This is a genomic window from Allobosea sp. NPDC055594, from assembly GCF_053618995.1.
Window position 1 is genome coordinate 1 of the sequence record NZ_JBSHIO010000032.1, and the last position, 16100, is coordinate 16100.

Annotated in this window: 26 protein-coding genes; 15 read left to right on the forward strand and 11 right to left on the reverse strand. The window is 63.5% G+C overall.

What is annotated here, in order from left to right; translation table 11 throughout:
- The first annotated feature begins 258 nt into the window (after positions 1–258).
- The 8 genes from ACWGRX_RS26980 (at position 259) to ACWGRX_RS26320 (ending at position 3625) form a co-directional block, all read left to right on the forward strand.
- On the forward strand, positions 259–681 hold the full coding sequence (locus ACWGRX_RS26980; protein ID WP_465247586.1) for an HNH endonuclease: 423 nt from the start codon (positions 259–261) through the stop codon (positions 679–681).
- Between the two features lies 1 nt (position 682).
- Positions 683–940 (forward strand): hypothetical protein, encoded by a 258-nt coding sequence (locus tag ACWGRX_RS26290; protein WP_452119957.1) that lies wholly within the window; start codon positions 683–685, stop codon positions 938–940.
- The gene (locus ACWGRX_RS26295; RefSeq protein WP_452119958.1) at positions 930–1232 is read left to right on the forward strand and encodes a hypothetical protein; all 303 of its coding nucleotides are present in this window, start codon (positions 930–932) and stop codon (positions 1230–1232) included. The genes ACWGRX_RS26290 and ACWGRX_RS26295 overlap by 11 nt, the downstream gene beginning before the upstream one ends.
- Positions 1233–1249: 17 nt before the next feature.
- Positions 1250–1726, forward strand: a complete 477-nt coding sequence (locus ACWGRX_RS26300; RefSeq protein WP_452119959.1) for a hypothetical protein — start codon at positions 1250–1252, stop codon at positions 1724–1726.
- Complete coding sequence (locus tag ACWGRX_RS26305) at positions 1713–2009, forward strand: hypothetical protein (protein ID WP_452119960.1); 297 nt, start codon at positions 1713–1715, stop codon at positions 2007–2009. The genes ACWGRX_RS26300 and ACWGRX_RS26305 overlap by 14 nt, the downstream gene beginning before the upstream one ends.
- Positions 1999–2175: a hypothetical protein gene (locus ACWGRX_RS26310; protein ID WP_452119961.1), complete on the forward strand. Its 177-nt coding sequence runs from the start codon at positions 1999–2001 to the stop codon at positions 2173–2175. Before ACWGRX_RS26305 ends, ACWGRX_RS26310 begins: the two co-directional genes overlap by 11 nt.
- A gap of 195 nt (positions 2176–2370) precedes the next feature.
- Complete coding sequence (locus ACWGRX_RS26315; protein ID WP_452119962.1) at positions 2371–2802, forward strand: HD domain-containing protein; 432 nt, start codon at positions 2371–2373, stop codon at positions 2800–2802.
- Positions 2803–3379: 577 nt separating this feature from the next.
- Positions 3380–3625 (forward strand): hypothetical protein, encoded by a 246-nt coding sequence (locus ACWGRX_RS26320; RefSeq protein ID WP_452119963.1) that lies wholly within the window; start codon positions 3380–3382, stop codon positions 3623–3625.
- A gap of 23 nt (positions 3626–3648) precedes the next feature.
- Here ACWGRX_RS26320 and ACWGRX_RS26325 read toward each other — a convergent pair whose 3' ends face one another.
- Positions 3649–4386 carry an SOS response-associated peptidase gene (locus ACWGRX_RS26325; protein WP_452119964.1) on the reverse strand — a complete coding sequence of 246 codons (738 nt, stop codon included), beginning with the start codon at positions 4384–4386 and terminating at the stop codon, positions 3649–3651.
- Between the two features lie 10 nt (positions 4387–4396).
- Positions 4397–4720 (reverse strand): hypothetical protein, encoded by a 324-nt coding sequence (locus ACWGRX_RS26330; protein ID WP_452119965.1) that lies wholly within the window; start codon positions 4718–4720, stop codon positions 4397–4399.
- A gap of 374 nt (positions 4721–5094) precedes the next feature.
- Between ACWGRX_RS26330 and ACWGRX_RS26335 the strand changes: the two genes are divergently transcribed.
- The 4 genes from ACWGRX_RS26335 (at position 5095) to ACWGRX_RS26350 (ending at position 6436) form a co-directional block, all read left to right on the forward strand.
- Positions 5095–5349 carry a hypothetical protein gene (locus tag ACWGRX_RS26335; RefSeq protein ID WP_452119966.1) on the forward strand — a complete coding sequence of 85 codons (255 nt, stop codon included), beginning with the start codon at positions 5095–5097 and terminating at the stop codon, positions 5347–5349.
- A 20-nt stretch (positions 5350–5369) separates the two neighbouring features.
- Positions 5370–5912, forward strand: a complete 543-nt coding sequence (locus tag ACWGRX_RS26340; protein WP_452119967.1) for a hypothetical protein — start codon at positions 5370–5372, stop codon at positions 5910–5912.
- 79 nt (positions 5913–5991) lie between these two features.
- Positions 5992–6201: a hypothetical protein gene (locus tag ACWGRX_RS26345; protein ID WP_452119968.1), complete on the forward strand. Its 210-nt coding sequence runs from the start codon at positions 5992–5994 to the stop codon at positions 6199–6201.
- Between the two features lie 52 nt (positions 6202–6253).
- Positions 6254–6436 carry a DUF3606 domain-containing protein gene (locus tag ACWGRX_RS26350; protein ID WP_452119969.1) on the forward strand — a complete coding sequence of 61 codons (183 nt, stop codon included), beginning with the start codon at positions 6254–6256 and terminating at the stop codon, positions 6434–6436.
- Here ACWGRX_RS26350 and ligD read toward each other — a convergent pair.
- The 4 genes from ligD to groES all read right to left on the reverse strand — a co-directional run bounded on the left by ligD (position 6433) and on the right by groES (position 11300).
- Positions 6433–7509: a non-homologous end-joining DNA ligase gene (gene ligD, locus ACWGRX_RS26355; RefSeq protein ID WP_452119970.1), complete on the reverse strand. Its 1077-nt coding sequence runs from the start codon at positions 7507–7509 to the stop codon at positions 6433–6435. The two genes, ACWGRX_RS26350 and ligD, sit on opposite strands and share 4 nt — an antisense overlap.
- Positions 7510–7518: 9 nt before the next feature.
- Complete coding sequence (locus ACWGRX_RS26360; protein WP_452119971.1) at positions 7519–8091, reverse strand: hypothetical protein; 573 nt, start codon at positions 8089–8091, stop codon at positions 7519–7521.
- 1208 nt (positions 8092–9299) lie between these two features.
- On the reverse strand, positions 9300–10925 hold the full coding sequence (gene groL / locus ACWGRX_RS26365; protein ID WP_452119972.1) for a chaperonin GroEL: 1626 nt from the start codon (positions 10923–10925) through the stop codon (positions 9300–9302).
- 60 nt (positions 10926–10985) lie between these two features.
- Entirely contained in the window at positions 10986–11300 is a 315-nt protein-coding gene (gene groES, locus ACWGRX_RS26370; protein ID WP_452119973.1) for a co-chaperone GroES, read from the reverse strand.
- 262 nt (positions 11301–11562) lie between these two features.
- On the opposite strand from groES, the gene ACWGRX_RS26375 reads away from it, so the two are divergent.
- The 3 genes from ACWGRX_RS26375 to ACWGRX_RS26385 all read left to right on the forward strand — a co-directional run bounded on the left by ACWGRX_RS26375 (position 11563) and on the right by ACWGRX_RS26385 (position 12645).
- Complete coding sequence (locus tag ACWGRX_RS26375) at positions 11563–11832, forward strand: usg protein (protein WP_452119974.1); 270 nt, start codon at positions 11563–11565, stop codon at positions 11830–11832.
- A gap of 120 nt (positions 11833–11952) precedes the next feature.
- Positions 11953–12258, forward strand: coding sequence for a DUF982 domain-containing protein (locus ACWGRX_RS26380; protein ID WP_452119975.1), 306 nt, complete (start codon positions 11953–11955; stop codon positions 12256–12258).
- Between the two features lie 120 nt (positions 12259–12378).
- Positions 12379–12645 carry a DUF7696 family protein gene (locus tag ACWGRX_RS26385; protein WP_452119976.1) on the forward strand — a complete coding sequence of 89 codons (267 nt, stop codon included), beginning with the start codon at positions 12379–12381 and terminating at the stop codon, positions 12643–12645.
- Positions 12646–12861: 216 nt separating this feature from the next.
- Here ACWGRX_RS26385 and ACWGRX_RS26390 read toward each other — a convergent pair whose 3' ends face one another.
- The 5 genes from ACWGRX_RS26390 to ACWGRX_RS26410 form a co-directional block, all read right to left on the reverse strand.
- A complete protein-coding gene (locus tag ACWGRX_RS26390; RefSeq protein WP_452119977.1) occupies positions 12862–13068 on the reverse strand; it encodes a hypothetical protein in 207 nt (68 codons plus the stop codon).
- Between the two features lie 491 nt (positions 13069–13559).
- Positions 13560–13976 carry a DUF1236 domain-containing protein gene (locus tag ACWGRX_RS26395; RefSeq protein WP_452119980.1) on the reverse strand — a complete coding sequence of 139 codons (417 nt, stop codon included), beginning with the start codon at positions 13974–13976 and terminating at the stop codon, positions 13560–13562.
- A gap of 619 nt (positions 13977–14595) precedes the next feature.
- Entirely contained in the window at positions 14596–14862 is a 267-nt protein-coding gene (locus ACWGRX_RS26400; protein WP_452119978.1) for a hypothetical protein, read from the reverse strand.
- 105 nt (positions 14863–14967) lie between these two features.
- Entirely contained in the window at positions 14968–15237 is a 270-nt protein-coding gene (locus ACWGRX_RS26405) for a Pam3-gp28 family putative phage holin (protein ID WP_452119979.1), read from the reverse strand.
- A gap of 193 nt (positions 15238–15430) precedes the next feature.
- Entirely contained in the window at positions 15431–15937 is a 507-nt protein-coding gene (locus ACWGRX_RS26410; protein ID WP_452119981.1) for an N-acetylmuramoyl-L-alanine amidase, read from the reverse strand.
- Between the last annotated feature and the right edge of the window lie 163 nt (positions 15938–16100).

Here is a 16100-nt window from a genome sequence, read left to right on the forward strand (position 1 = left end):
GCCCGCTTTGCAACCCTCCGGGCAACTTCACCGGCGACGCGAAATCCCCCGCGCGCGCCGCACTCTCCGCCTTCCTCAAAGCCCACAAGGAGCAGACCGATGGATGAGAAGGCGCTGGCTCCTAGATTGCACCGGTGGAGCACCATTACCCCGGGTGACTACTTCGATCAGTGCTACTCCCCAGAGCCAAATTCCGGATGCTGGCTATGGCTGGGGCCGGCATACCGAACGAACGGGACAAGGGCTCTTCGGCCGGTGATGAGAATTGGCAGCCGCCGCCAGTATGCCTACCAGTTCTCATACCAGCGCTTCATCGGCGATATCCCCTCAGGGAGCCAGATTTGTCATCGGTGCAACACGCCTCTTTGCGTGAACCCCGAGCATATCTACGCTGGGACAAGCCTCGACAATAATCGGGACGCGATCCGTGCTGGCACCCACGTCAGCCAAAGATCGAAGGAATTCACCCGCAGGGGGGCCGATAACCCTGCGAGCATGCCTGTCGAAGCCGCCTTCAAAGATGGGCGGCGGCTGCTCTTCGGTTCGCAAGGCGAAGCGTCTCGCGCAGGGTTTAATGCCAACGCCATCAGCGACTGTATCAATGGGAGGCGAATGAGGCATCGCGGCGCCACTTGGCGCCCTCTCCCCGAGCCTCCGAAATCTGCGGCGGGAGAGCGGTGACATGGGCTGGTACACGCTCGCGAGCGCGCCTCTGGACGGTCGCGACATCGATATCCTCACCGCTGGCGGATTCGAGCTGCGAGCCCGATACGAACGCCAAGGCTTCATCAATGAGGCCGGAGACGATTGTGGCGGCTGGGTCTCCAGCGAAGAGGACAAGCACCCGCCTTGCTGGACGGACGGTGTCTGCTGGGGATCGAACGAGGACGAGAGCCCGTCAGACCCGCCGATCATGTGGAGGCCGGCCCATGACCGCTAGCCCCACCCCCTTGTTTGCAGAAAGCGCGGGCGAGCGGATCACTGGCGTTGCTATTGTCGACACGCAGGGCCGCATCTGGGCTCTGCCGGCGCCACGTCGGCACTGCCATATCTTCGCGCTAGCCGCCTTCCTTGGCGATAGCGCGGAAGGCAACATGCGCGGCCAAGGCTTCATGACCAGCGCCAACCGCTTCGTCGAGCGAGCCGAGGCACTGGAGATCGCCAAGACCGCCGGCCAGACGCGTCCTGGCGCCGCGCTGGGGCATCAGCTCTATTCGGAGGATCTGTGGTGAAGGATGGGCGAGATCAAATGCAGTCCGAAGCTACCGCTGCCGCAAACGAGATGCTCGGCTCTGACCCGAGCAAGGCAACTGGTTCCAAAATGGAACTAGTTCAACCCGCCCCCGCCGCTATGCCGAGCGAGGAGGACGGGGCGAGGACGATCTACGAAAGCAACCCACGGAACAAGCGTTGGGACCTTCTCGCGGACAAGGTCAAAGACAGGTATCGCGAGCAGGCCCGCGCCGTCCTCGCCCTCTTCGCGCCGGTCCTGGCAGAGAAGGAGCGGCTGGCGGACCAGGTGGATGTGTGGCGCACGGCGGCGGACGCGAACCTGTCAGACCAGCGAGCCGCTGAAGCCCGCGCCCTAGCCGCCGAAGCCGCGCTCGTTGCGGTCGAGAAGCCCGGCACCTATTTCGCGAACCAGCTTCAGCATGAATGGATCGGGCCGGACGGCGTCAGGTATAGTCCGACACGGGGGCGGAGGTCTGAAGATGTCGAATTCTGATCCTACCGAACAGGCAGTTGAGGCCGGCGCCAAGGCTTTCCACGATGCGGCGCGGAAGATGGCCGCTCAGGACAACACGCGCACGCTGCGATGGGAAACCAACTCCGAGCAGTATCGTCAGGAGATGCGCGATCTGGTTCGGCCGGCGGTGCTCGCAGCCGTCGCGATAGAGCGGGAGCGGTGCGCCGTAATCGCGGAGACAGCCGCCGACTGTCTAGAAAATTCAACGTTCGACGGTGTCGCCGCCGCCATCCGAGCGCAGGACGGTAGCAATGTGGCTTGAAATCCGCGCTTTTATCGCTGGGGTCGTTTTCACCTCAGCCGTCTGGGGCGCATGGCATACCTACGTCAATGCGGCGCACATGCGATGGATGGCCGAGCGAATGGAAGCCAGCACCCAGCATTTGCTAAAGCGGACGGCGGACATCCGCTCGCAGGAGCAGCCATGACGAAGCAAGAGCTATCCGTCCTTCGCCTCGTCTGCTGCGCTCCTGTAGCAGTAGGATCGTGCGAGCCTGAGATGAGCGAACTGGCGCAGCGCGGGTATGTCGAGCAGTTCAGCGAGCGTGTTGGTCTTGAGGACAGACCGACGTGGCAGGCTACCGATGAAGGTCGGGACGCCGCTAGAGCGCAGGGGGAGTGAGATGGGCAGTCTGGAGCGAGCTATCGAGATCGCCGCCGCAGCGCATGCAGGGCAGACCGACAAGGCCGGCGCCCCGTACATATCGCACCCGCTCCGGGTCGCACTCGGCTTTATCCGTGCCGGCGACGAAGAGCGTGCCATCATCGCCGTCCTCCACGATGTGATCGAGGACAGCGATTTAACGGCGGGCGACCTGCGGCGCGAGGGCTTCTCTCAAGCGATCGTCGACGCGGTCGAAGCTCTGACCAGGCCGGACGGCGAGCCTTACTGCGACTTCATACTGCGGGCCGCGGCGAATGAACTCGCCCGGCCGGTGAAGGTCGCAGATCTCAAGGACAATCTGAATCGGACGAGGCTTGCTATGCTGCCGGCGGACAAGCGCGAAAAGCTACTCGCCAAGTATGAAGGCGCCTTAGAGGCGCTGGGCGGCTAATGCGCTACGGCCCCTCAGACGCGAGGATGGCGCTGGTCCTGATGCTGCTGGTTGGGGCTGCGGTGTATGGATGGTGGGTAGGGGCTTGGCGATAATCTGCGACTCTTCCCCCTCGCCGTGATACAGATTAGGCCTCTGTCGTTTTGAACCGCATCGGGCGACAGACGGGCCGGAGATGGTGCGGCCCGTCTTCGGCTCAAGTTCAAGGGGCAGCACCGAAGAGGTGCCACCGCACTTGTCGATAGCCGCGCAGAACAGCAGGCCGACTTTGGACATCAAAATTACGCGGGCGCCCGAAGATGGGACCTGGCTTCTCACCGACCTTCTGGGCCGGGCCATGGGTCGGATCTCCGAAGAGCCTGTAGGCACATTTCAAGTCTTCCCGCTTGGTAACGCCGTTGAAACGATGGACGGCATGCGGCTCGGCCCGTTTCGGTCGTTGAACGATGCGCTCGCCGCGATCGAGCGGTTCACACGCGGCTCTTGCCAGAGGGCGCCGGCACAGGACGGCTAAGGCTTAGGAACCAACGTCGTCGAAAGCCGTTGGTCGAAAGCCTCAGGCTGGAGCCCGATCCCAATGTTCAAGATGCTTTTTGAGATGTCGATGCTCGCTTTCGAAGCGCAGCAGGCCATTTGGCTGCGAGGCGCGAGGCTAGCGATCGGAGGCCCCGCCGCCGACCGCGAAGCAGAGCGAATGGTCACGGAAAAAATTGCCGCGGCACAGCAGGCGGCCGCAAAGCTGATGACCGGCACCACTCCGATCGGCGTTGTCCGCGGTTATAGGCGGAAGGTGAAAGCTAATGTCCGCCGGCTCTCGAGGTAACTGTGTTATGGCTTGATTAGCCCCTAGCCCATGTTAGCCGCTAGCAGCAGATCGTCTTTTTTGCCGCCGCGCTGGACAATCTCAAGGCTGCCATCGAGCAGCGGGCGCTGCAGATAGCTTGCCACCGCCCAGGGCGCAGTCATCCAGGTCTCGCACTGCTCGGGCGTCGTCAGGATCACCGGCATCGCCTTGGGATGGACTGAACCAACTTCGACGTTCGGCTCGGTCGTCAGGAAGGCATAGAGGTCGATCGTCTCCTCGCCGTTCTTGATCTTCCGCACGCTGGTCCATTGCGAGAGCCAGATGCCAGCGAAGAAGGCTGTCGGCCGATCGTTGCCGAAAGCAAACCAGACGTCTTGCTTGGCCGCCCAGTCGAACTCGCTGAAGCTGGTGAAGGGAACAAGACACCGGTTCTCGACGCCCAGCCAGCGCTTCCAATGCGAGCTCGAGGTGTTGCGGATGTTGGTGGTGCCGCCGTCCGGCTCCATGCGCAGGAGGTGATCGAAGTCGACCTCCTTTCCCTTGGCGCGCAGTTTGTCCGCGCGCTTGGCCGCTGCGTCGAGCAGCGCCTTCTTCGAGGACGGCATTCCCCAGCGCGTCATGGCGAGACGGGCGCCACCTGGCTCATTGCGAACGATCGGCGCCTCGTAGTCGGGGAAGATGCCGGGCTGTGGCGCGAGATTGGTGCCACCATCGTTGAACGGGGCGAACAGCTTGCGCATCGCTTCGACCGATCGGGTGTGGCTGTACAGGTTGCACATGCACCCGAGCTTAAGCCGCCTTTGGCGCCGCCACCAAGTAGTAGAGATCCTCATTCTCGTCTGGCGGCAGATAAGGGCCTGACACCACCAGGCCGAACCGTTCAGCGACCATATCGAGTTTGGTCCAAACCACGTCCTTAGCGGCGACCAGCTCGCTCCAGTCCTGCTGCGGCACCAGGCCGAGCCGTTCGGCGTCGGCGAGGCCAATCGCATAGCCCCCGCGGGCAGTCTCGGACGCCTGGCGGATGCCGGTCTCGACATCGCTCAAGGCGAGATCAGTCGCCCCCGATCCTGCGGCGGCGTTCTTTGGCAGGCGCTTTGGTGAGTTGGTCATGCTTGCCTCCTGTTACGACTGTCAGGCCAGACATGCTGGGCGGCAGGTCCGGCGGGCGAGACGAGCGGACGTCGGGGCAATAGGCCCCGCAGCGCATGCCGTACTTCTGCGGCTTCCACTCTTCGCTATGCGGGTCCCAGGAGCATCCGCTCACGAACCGTCGAAAGACCCACTCCAGCGGCGCACGATGGCCGTAGGAGGCCGCGAGAACGGCGATATGGACCTCGGCATTCCGCGGGCACCAGTGACAGCGGAAATGCACGTGTATCCATGGCCAGCGCCCCAGCGGCGTTCCGAAATCCGGCGGCTCTTCCAATCACGGTCGTCCTCTCGTATGAGAACAGATTGAGAACAAACAGGATGAGAGTCAAGCCATGGCCAGCGTCGACGCCTTCTTCCTCCAGCCTTTCAAGACCCACCGGAAACGGCTGGTGTCCGGCCAGCGCGTGCCCGCAAAGACGAAGCATCATGCCCTGCAGGATGGCGAGCGCCTGGCTCGCACGGCCGAGGGCGTGGCTGTCGTGCACGTCGTCGCCGACGACGAGACGGGCGAGGTTGCATCGATCGAGGTTATCGCCCGGCACGGCGCGATCCCGGATGAATTCGACGAGCAGATCAGAGCGGCATGAGCCATATGGAGAGGCGCTCCATGCCCCTCCGCCTCCGCCAGGTCGCTCCCGACGCTCCCGACAACTTCGTCGTGGTGAACGATCATGGCGATGCGATCGGCCGCATCTCGCGAGACCGTCATGTGCCGGTCAGCACTCCGGCCTGGAGCTGGTCGCTCAGTGCTTACCGATACCGGCATCGTCCCGACTACGCCGGTCGGTGCGAGACGCTGGACGAAGCGAAGGCGGCGGTAAAAGAGCGATGGCCTGGCTACCTCGCCGAGCTCGAGTATGACGGCGTGCTGGAGCGCTTGCGCCGTGAGAGGCTGGGGGTCCCCACACGCATGTTCATCTACGAGGACGAGCGTGAGGCCGCGCCCGCTCAGATCGAAGCCTTGGCAGGCTGCCTGGAGGAGACCGTCGAGGAGGCCCGGCTCTCGCTGCTCGTAGAAGCGCTGACGCGGTTCGAGGATAGGCCCAGGCCGCTATGCCAGCGGGTTGCTGCTGACATCGCCGAGCGGGATCGCGCGATGTGGCCGTCGTCGCGAGTGTGGACAAACGGAGACCGCCGGCCCAGCCTATAGATCGCCATATGCCCGAGGGCGGAACCGCCCCGCCTCACGTGCGTTTAAGCGCCCGCACGCACAACAGTAGAGGCAATCCATGCCCAATGATCCTTCTCGCGTCTTCATCGTTCTCGACGTCCTGAGCGTCGCCGTGAGCGGCGACCCCAACGAAGGCTCCATAATCAGCGTGAAGGTTCGAGAGGGAGCGGACGTCTCGCTCTGGCTTCCGGCGGAAGCTATGGCCAAACTGCAGGCGATGATGGCTGAAGCCGATCTAAAGCACGCCAAATCTTTGCAGCCGCAGTAGACACGGGAACAATCCCAGCGCGCCCCGCTTGTCTGCCAAAAGGAGAACATCCATGGCAGATGACAAGACCAACCGCGGCCCCCAGGATCGGGCTCGTGTCAATCTAAGCGAGGACCACGAAGTTCGATACTGGATGAAAAAATTCGGCGTTTCGCGGGCCGAGCTGGAGCAGGCCGTGGCGAAGGCCGGAGAGAGCGCCGCGGCGGTCGCGCACGCGCTCGGCAAGACCCTTTAGCCAAGCCTATAGATCGCGACCTCATCCGCCTTTTCGCGCACCCCTTTGAATGACGCGTGCCGAAGCTTGACGTCATGGGTCCAGCCTCGGAAGGCGATTTCGGCCGCCAGCATCGGCTTGGTCCAGACGACGCCCTTCTTCGCGGCGCGCACCGGCGGGGCCGCCGTTTTCAACCGGTCGAGTTGCTTGCGCAGATCTCTCGCGGACTGTTGCGTGAAGCCGGTTCCGACGCTTCCTACATAGGTCAAGCCATAGTTGCCGTGGGCTGCAAGAAGCAGCCGGCCGACGCCGCCGAGCGCAGCCGGCGACGGCTCATAGCCGACGATCAGAAAGGTCTCCGACTGCACGCATTTGATTTTGAGCCAATCCCCGCCACGGCCGGGCCGGTAAGGTGCGCTGCGCCTTTTCGCGATGATGCCCTCTAAGCCCATCTCGCAAGCCTGCTCGAGGAAGCGCACACCGGCGGCTTCCACCTCCTCGCTGAGACGGATCGACTGATCACTCGGCGCCAGAAGGAATTGGAGCATCTGCCGCCGCTCGTCGAGCGACATGCGCATCAGGTCATGGCCGTCGAGATAAAGCAGGTCGAAGGCATAGAGGACGGCGAGATGCGCAGTGCCCTTGCCGCCGCGGCCGCCCAGCGCCTGCTGGAGCGCGCCGAAGTCGGACCGTCCCTCGTCATTGAAGACAACCGCTTCGCCATCGAGAATGAAGCTCTCGGCGGGTAAGTCCAAAGCGGATTCGGCGATGGCCGGAAAGCGATGGGTCCAGTCATGGCCACCCCGCGTAATGATGCGCACCTCAGCGCCGCGCCGATGCACCGCCAGCCTGTAGCCGTCCCATTTGACCTCGAAAGCCCAATCTGGGCCCACGGGGGGCGCGGGCCTCAGGAGCGCCAGACACGGCTCGACCCGCGCAGGCATGGGGTCGGCGAAAAGATCGCCGGACAAGACGCCGCTTCGCGCCGGCGCTACCAGGGCGCTCTGCAGCGTCTCGCCGGCTGGCCCGGCTTTCAATACGCGACGCGGAGCCGGACGTCTCACCATCTCACCACCACGCAACTGCTGCCGCATCAGGCGGCCCTACGAATTAAGCTTGTCGTCATGGATGTCGTCGGCCCGTTCGAGCTCCGGGTCTCGCTCCATCGGCTCGAACTTCCGACATTCGACGAGTGGGATCTTCATCCAAGCGCCGGTGGCCTCCAGCCCCGAAGCCTCCGCGTCCTCGATCAGCAATGTGATCAGGGCATCTGCCTCTTCCGCTATCATTGCGATGAAGGCGTTGACCGATTGCGCATCGATGTCGGTGGCATCGCCCTCCGGCCCAAGGCTGCGGATGCATTTCACTTCGGCGAGGCGGCGCGCAAACTGACGGGCCATCAGAGCGATCGGGTCCACCGCGTCAATCCAACCACGCGCGGAGTCGTAGGAGCGGTAGGTTAGTCCTTCGGCGCCATCAGCGGCGGCGGCTCCCGCCAACTTCAGGCGGAGCTCTGTGACCTCGCGCGCGAGCCGGTAAATCGTCTGTTCAGCTGTGTGCCCCAGTTCTCGAGGGCCGAGGTCGAAGCAGCCCTGCCGGGGATCTACTCGCCTGGTCAGGCGGGTCCGGATGACGTCGGCGACGGGACCGGCACGCAAGATCCGCTGAGCACACATAACGCAACTCCTCACACAGGAGTCAAAACGGCACTGCCTTGGAAACGTTCCGCCTGCAACTTCCGCCGCGATCGCGAATTGAGGGGTCAGGAGGCAGCGTTATGGATTTCACGGTCACGAAGGCGACGCTTGGTCGATGGGTTCTCACTGATCTTCTAGGAAGATGCGCATGCAGGATTGAGCAACTAGGTCCGCGCCATGTTCGAATGGTGCCGTCCGAACGCGCCGCTGCCGTGTTGCGCGAGGTGGCCATGGAAACATTTGATACTCAGGAGCATGCTTTGCGCGCCGTTGAGCAAGCCAGTCGCGGCACCTGTCGGCTCGCGAATTCCGCGAAATAGAGGGTGAACGTGGCGGGCACGACCGGTGGCGACGAGCACGGGATAAAAGGGCGCGCGGCGAAGCTGCGGTGACGGCGCTGCCTTACGGGCCCGTTCGAGTCTGCCGAGGCGGCGGGGGAGAGCGCTGATCAGGTGTCTGCCCTCAGAGCTGCGGCGATGGCCGCCTGGGCTGAGCGCCATCCATCCTCAATTGCCGCGCAGTTGAGCCCTGATAGCCGCCAACGCTTCCGGTGCGGCGGAAGCTTGGCGAGTTCTGCGGCCACGTCGGTATCACGCTCGGCTTTCCCGCGCACGGTGACGGCCGGTCGAGCACGGCCGGCTCGATGTCGCGGAACGGCTTGCCCGCTCGGCCGCCTACGTGGACTGCCGAGCGGGCGACTATCGGGAGTGGCCGATCATTTGCCCTCGGACACTCGTCTGTTGGATAGCGTCCTAATAAGAGCAAGTATGGCATTCAATCGCGCGGTCGCGAATTCACCCGCTCCCGGCAACTGGGCCTCGACGTGGATGGCAACCGTCTGCCACGTCGCCGATCCATCCCTTGTCATGACAGCCAAAAGGTTCTCTTTCAGTCCGTAGGTCGCGCTCTCGGCATTCGTAAGAAGGGCTTTGAAGCGATCAGAAGCTGATAGTTGCTTAGATTCCTGCGAGCCATCTGTCATATTGGATGCAAAGTTACATTAACGGAAGTATATCGGCCTTTTCATAGGCATTTGCCCAGTCTTTCTGCAAGAAACCGATCGACCGCAATGGCGAAGGCCAAGTCGATGGGATCGGTGAGCGATGAAAAGGGCATAGCTTTTCCTCGGGCGCAACTTGTAAAAGCCGTGGATGAGGGCGCCGCGGCTTCCGCGGCGCCCTCGATGCTCAATAGTCCATGCCGCCGACGGGCATGGCAGGCGCCGGGTCCTTCTTCGGCGCCTCGGCGATCATCGCCTCGGTGGTGATCAGCAGGCCTGCGACCGACGCCGCGTCCTGGATCGCCGTGCGCACGACCTTGGTCGGGTCGATGATGCCAGCCTTGACCAGATCGCCATACTTGCCGGTCTGGGCGTCGTAACCCCAGGCGTAATCCTGCGCTTCGAGCAACTTGCCGACCACGACGGCGCCATCGCCGCCGGCGTTCTCGACGATCTGGCGCGCAGGAGCGGTGATCGCCTTGCGGACGATCTCGACCCCGGTCCTCTGGTCGTCATTGCCCGGCACAAGACCTTCGAGTGCCTTGACCGAGCGCAGCAGGGCGACGCCACCTCCCGGCAGAATACCCTCTTCCACCGCGGCGCGGGTGGCGTTCAGGGCATCGTCGACGCGATCCTTCTTCTCCTTGACCTCGACCTCGGTCGCGCCGCCGACGCGGATGACCGCGACGCCGCCTGCGAGCTTGGCCAGACGTTCCTGCAGCTTCTCCCGGTCATAGTCCGACGAGGTTTCTTCGATCTGCGCCTTGATCTGGGCGACGCGCGCGTCGATCTCGGCCTTCTTGCCGGCCCCATCGACGATGGTGGTGTTCTCCTTCTCGATCCGGACCTTCTTGGCGCGGCCGAGCATGTTGAGCGTAACGTTCTCCAACTTGATGCCGAGGTCCTCGCTCACGGCCGTGCCGCCGGTCAGGATGGCGATGTCCTCGAGCATGGCCTTACGGCGATCGCCGAAGCCCGGAGCCTTGACGGCAGCGATCTTGAGGCCGCCGCGCAGCTTGTTCACGACAAGCGTAGCCAGTGCCTCGCCCTCGACGTCCTCCGCTACGATCAACAGCGGCTTTCCCGTCTGCACCACCGCTTCCAACAGCGGCAGCATCGTCTGGAGGCCCGAGAGCTTCTTTTCGTGGATCAGGATGTAAGGGTCTTCCAGCTCGGCGACCATCTTCTCCGAGTTGGTCACGAAATAGGGCGAGAGATAGCCGCGGTCGAACTGCATGCCCTCGACCACGTCGAGCTCGGTCTCGGCGGTCTTGGCTTCCTCGACGGTGATGACACCCTCGTTGCCGACCTTCTTCATCGCCTCGGCGATCATCTCGCCGATCGTGCGGTCGCCATTGGCGGAGATGGTGCCGACCTGCGCGACCTCCTCCGAACCGGTGATGGTCTTCGAATGCTCGCCTAGCGACTTCGTCACTGCTTCGACGGCCAGATCGATGCCGCGCTTAAGGTCCATCGGATTGATGCCGGCGGCCACCGCTTTGGCGCCCTCACGAACGATCGCCTGGGCGAGCACGGTCGCGGTCGTGGTGCCGTCGCCAGCTGCATCGTTCTGCTTCGAAGCCACCTCGCGCACCATCTGCGCGCCCATGTTTTCGAACTTGTCGGAAAGCTCGATCTCCTTGGCGACGGTAACGCCGTCCTTGGTGATGCGGGGCGCGCCGAACGACTTCTCGATCACGACGTTGCGGCCCTTCGGACCCAGCGTGACCTTCACCGCATTCGCCAGCGTGTCGACGCCGCGCAGCATCCGCTCGCGCGCGTCCTGCGAAAACTTCACGTCCTTCGCAGCCATGATTCCTCACTCCTTCAGACTTGAGGTTTCAAGTTGATGATATTGATGGATGAGGCCCCGTCAGGCGGCCTTCTTGAAGGCGGCAGTCGTCTCGATGACGCCCATGATGTCGGACTCCTTCATGATCAGGAGATCCTCGCCATCGATCTTGACCTCGGTGCCGCTCCATTTGCCGAAGAGCACGCGGTCGCCGACCTTGACGTCGGGCGGCACGAGCTTGCCGGTCTCGTCGCGCGCGCCGGCGCCGACGCCAACGACCTCGCCCTCCTGCGGCTTTTCCTTGGCGGTGTCGGGAATGATGATCCCGCCCTTGGTCTTCTCCTCGGCGTCGATGCGCTTCACGACGACGCGGTCATGCAGTGGCCGAAACTTCATGAGTTCCTCCAGTTTTCATGTCGGTCACATGTCAAAGCGGGCCGGCCCTGTTCAGGTCTCGCGGCGAGGTTCCGCGCGCCCTTGAGGCGCCGTGCCCGCGCGATGATTTGGGTTGCCCGATTTTTGCCTTCAAGAGGCTGGCAGCACTTTTTTTGACCAAGTGCTAACAGCCTGAAAAGGCGGCACAAACGCAACCTTTCGGCTTGCAAGAGCGTTGGAAATCCGCTGCCATCGGTGCAGTGAAACCAGGGAGCTGAAAGGAATGGCTTCGACCGACTTCGCCCGCCAGATCGCCGGCTACGGATTGACCACCGCCGGCATCCTCTACCGCCTGCCCGACCACCCTTCGATCCTGCAGGAATATGTCTGGCAGGATTACGACCTCGCCCCGCGCTTCCCCGAGCTGAATAAGTTCCTCGCCTTCTGGCAGGCCAAGCTTGATGGCAAGCTTTTCCGCATCACCGTGGCTCACAAGGATCTAATCGGTCCCGCTGACCTCAGTGCGGTCAGCGGCGAATTCCGGCTCCAGTGACGTCGCAGCGTCGCCGGACTTGACCCAGGAAGAAGGCTTACCAACATCATGACGAGCCGCCGACAGCGGCAGCTGGACGCGGCGATCAACCAAACCGGATCCATGTTGCTCTAGGAGGATATGGCTTTGGCACTCCCGTCAGACCAATTCGAACGCCCGGTCGTCATCTTGACCCGGTTCGGCGTCCCTACGGCGGTCTCCTCGGCTATGGAGGCCTATATGTTTCTCACCGACTGGCCAGTCGGGCAGCCTGATGCAATCCATTCATTGGCGCTCAAAGGTTGCTTGGCAGCGGTCCGTGGCGACATCGAAACCGAGACCGCACGAGGGCTCTTCGCGTCGTGGGCGGAACGCCGCGACATCCTCGCGCCCGATGTTGCCGCTTTCGTGAGCAGCCAGCGCGGAAGCTCGCACGGCGCCCGTTAACGCAAAAGGCGCCCGGCCTCGATATCAGCGGGACCGGGCGCCAGGCTGACATTGGATGCGCGGGCGAGGCTGAAGGGCTATTGAGCCCGCTCTGCCCTGATCACGATTCGGACCTGTGCCTTGAACTACCCGCCCGCCGAAGCGCCGCTCGCCTATTCCTATCTCGCTGGCTGCGAGGTCTCGACCTGGTCGGAGGAATGGAAGCATGAATGCGAGATCGCCTATCTCTCCGGGCTCGCGCCGCCGAAGCTGAGCGTGATGCTGGATGGCGTGGCGGGCTCGACCAATCGCGAGGATCGGGGGATCAAGGGCGTGCGCGGTGAGGCAGCCGTTGCGACGCTTCGCGCGGAGATTGCGCGCTTCAGGGCGCTAAAGGCGACGGCCTGAAAGGAAAAAGGCCCGGTTCGCCGTAGCAAAGCCGGGCCGCTGGCCTGCAGACATTGGCCAGGACTACTCGGTTGGCTTTCGCCTGAATAACGCCTCCGCGCGATCAAGCTGCCGGTACATCCGCGGCGCGCTCAAGATCGGCGGTAGGCACGGTGCAATTCAGCACCGAGCCTACAATTCGGGAGGCCATCGAATGTTCCACCGGCGGTGAAACCCTCAGGAACGGAACTTCTCGGCCGCCCGCTGCGCTAAGTCTTCCTCATCCATAGCGAGCGGCGCGAGGCTGGCGACGATGAAGGCCAGCCGATCGCGCTCGCGCTCGTCGATGTCAGGCTGCTGGGCCTTAATCTCAGCCCACGCTGCTTCAAGCGCCGCGTGGGCGCGCGCGAGGTCGACCGGGCCGGTCAGCGAGCTAAAAGGCATCTGGGCCCCCTGTAGGCATAGTAGGCGGCAGATGTAGCGCGGGCGGCCGCAAACGCAAGAAGGCTAGGTCCCGTGTGAGCGGGATCGGGCGCGCTCGACCGGAAAGCGATCCAACCTATAGAGGCCAACGCTTTGAGGCCCACCACGTCACTGCTGCGACGCCTAGCATCCCGCCGGTGACAATCAGCGCGGTCCAGATTTTATGGCCCCTTGGTTGGAAATCTTCCAAGGCGTCTAGGAGGCGACCGTTGCGTCACCTCAACGCCGAATGATCACGAGTGACGAAAAGTCGCGGCGCGCCTCCTGTGGGGGCCTGAGTTCATCGGATTTTATTGAGATTTTTCATTGACCTAAGGGCATTCTTCCTCGTTTTCCACATTGCTAGGCCGGGCTGGAATGGGACGCTACCGAACAGTAACTGACGCCAGTCTTCAGGCAACAAAAAAGGCCCGATCCCGCGCGAGCGAGACCGGGCCTTTGGGCTACCCTGCTTACTCGATGACCTGGACGATCTTGCGAGTCTTCGGCTCGACGAGGACCGTGCGGTTGTTGACGACGGTATAGCGATACTCCTTGACGCCATACTCGGCCGGCACCTCGTGGTAGGTCACGCCGCGCTCCGGAAGTACCGCACCGACACGGACCTCCTCCTTATAGGTGTACGAGGGGACCCGCTGCTGGCTCACATAGGTCTTGAAGCGAGGGGTGTTGTCGCCAATGATGCCTCCAACCACGGCGCCGCCAACACCACCGACGACTGCGCCCACCGGGCCGCCAACGACCGCGCCGCCAACCGCGCCAGCAGCTGCGCCGCCGGCTGCGCCACCCTGGGCGCCCGAGGGATTCTGAGCGAAAGCCGCCATCGGGGCCAAGGCGATTGCGGCAGCAAGAATGATCTTCTTCATGATCAGATCTCCAGTTGGTCCCCAGATGGGCCGCCAACTTAGAACCCGTGTAAAAAGTTCCATTTGGGTCCGGTCAGCCGGCGCCTCCCTCGAAATTGCTTTGGCCACTCGCAATCATCGAGGGCATGCTGTGAGCAAGGTATTTTCCCGATCTGCTGCGTTCGCGGCATAAGCCGCGGTCGCGTTCTCTTCGACCTCGTGGCGGAATGGCTACGCAGAGGATTGCATAGTCCTCACATCCCCGGTTCGAATCCAGGGCGAGGTCTCCCAAGGCCGTTGGACGCAGCGGAACTCTCTTACGAAGCCCGCGTTGTCAGTCGCCGACTCATCGAGACCCCGCCCCATGTCGCTTGCCGCATCGCTATGGCTGGTCACCCTTGCACTCATTCTCGGGACCCTCGCGATGTTATCCTTCGGGGTCCGGTGACTGGCCCAGCGACGCGCTGGAGTTTCTTCCGAAACTGCTTTCTGGCGCCGAAAGGAACTCGTGGGCGACATAGTCCACGCGCCAAAAAGCCCCGCCGGCACAAGCCAGCGGGGCCAGTTCAACAGGGAGGCATCAACCGAGGGGCCGGCGCCACTCGGAGCCGGTTAGGCCGGCCAGACCATCGCGGGTGCGATCTCAAGGCGGCTTCGGCGTCCGCTCCATCATCATCCGGTCCAGAAGCGCCTCGATCCTGCTGACGCCGCGCGATGTGCTGCGTAGCTCTGCGGCCATTTCCGCGATCTTCTGACGGTCCTCCGCAGCGGCGCGGCGCGCCTCGCGGGCCTCGTTCTCGACCGTGTCGATTCGACGCTCGATACGCGTGATCGCATCCGCCGTCTTAGCGTCGACTGTCTTGCTCTCCGACCAGAACATGATCGCGAAAGCGCCAATCGAGATCGTCAACGAGACTCCGGCCGGGATCGCAGCGGCAACAACCCTCGGCCAGAGACGGCCATCCTCATTTACACGCATGTTCATGGCGGCTCCGGTGGAAGGTCGGGCAGAGGCTTAGCGGGTGGTGACGGCGGAGGAAGCGACCTTCGCCACGATGTCCGGCGTGGTGACGATCTTCGCGACCTCCGGCAGCGCGGCGGCAGTGGCGACGAGCCCGGCTTTGCGGCGGATGTAGAGGCTGTAGAGCGTCGTCACGATCGCCATGACGGCGCCAAGCAGGACCTGCAAGGAAGCCTCGTCGAGATAGCCGCGCGTGACGAGGCCCGCTCCGAGCATTTGCAGCAGCGTGCGGACGAGCGACCAGAACTGTTCGGACGTGAACATGATGTTCTCCTAGGTGATGAAGGGGGGCGAGGCTTGACGCAGCGCCGCTACGCGATCAGCCTCAGTGCGGGGGCGGAGGCGTGTGCAATGTTGCGGCGAGTAACTGCGTCTGATGTTTGGGGCGCCTGGATCAGGGCAGCGATCGTGGTGGGGCTGGGCGTGCTGGTCGCACTGCCGATGCTCTGAGATCTGATCAGACCAGCCGGCCAAGCTCGTCCTTGCGAACGTCGAAGCTGGGACAAGCCTTGCTGCTGTACTGATTGTGGCCGGTCACCTTGCGGATCGCCGGGTAGCGCTGGATCAGCGCGCGGCAGAGTTCGAGCAGCGCAGCCCTCTGTGCGGGCGTGCGGGTGTCCTTCGGCGTCTTTCCATCGGCCCCGACGCCGCCGACATAGACGACGCCAAGCGTCCCGGAGTTGTGGCCGGCTACATGCGAGCCGACCTGCGATTCCGGCCGGCCGGGCGCGATCGTGCCGTCGAGCAGCACCACCCAGTGATAGCCGATGTCCCGCCAGCCCTGGCCGATATGCCACCCGCGGATGGTGTTGACGGAGACCGGGCGCCCTTCTGGGGTCGCCGTGCAGTGCACGATGATCTCCTCGATGTGGCGGGTCGTCGGCTTGGGGAAGGCGGGCAGCTTGACGGCTGGTTCGGCTGGGGCCGGGCGCTTCTCCGCCGCCGCAGCCTGCAGCGCCTTGATCGTCTCGCTATCGAGTCGGCCGGTAGCGGAGAGGCCGCGACCGCGCTGGAAGGCGGCACAGGCGGTCTGGTGTCAACGGCGGTCGGATTCCAGGCCAGCGTGGCGGAGTAAAAGCAGGCCACTGGCGTTGGGGAGCGGCGGATATGGCGAGGGCCCCGATCGG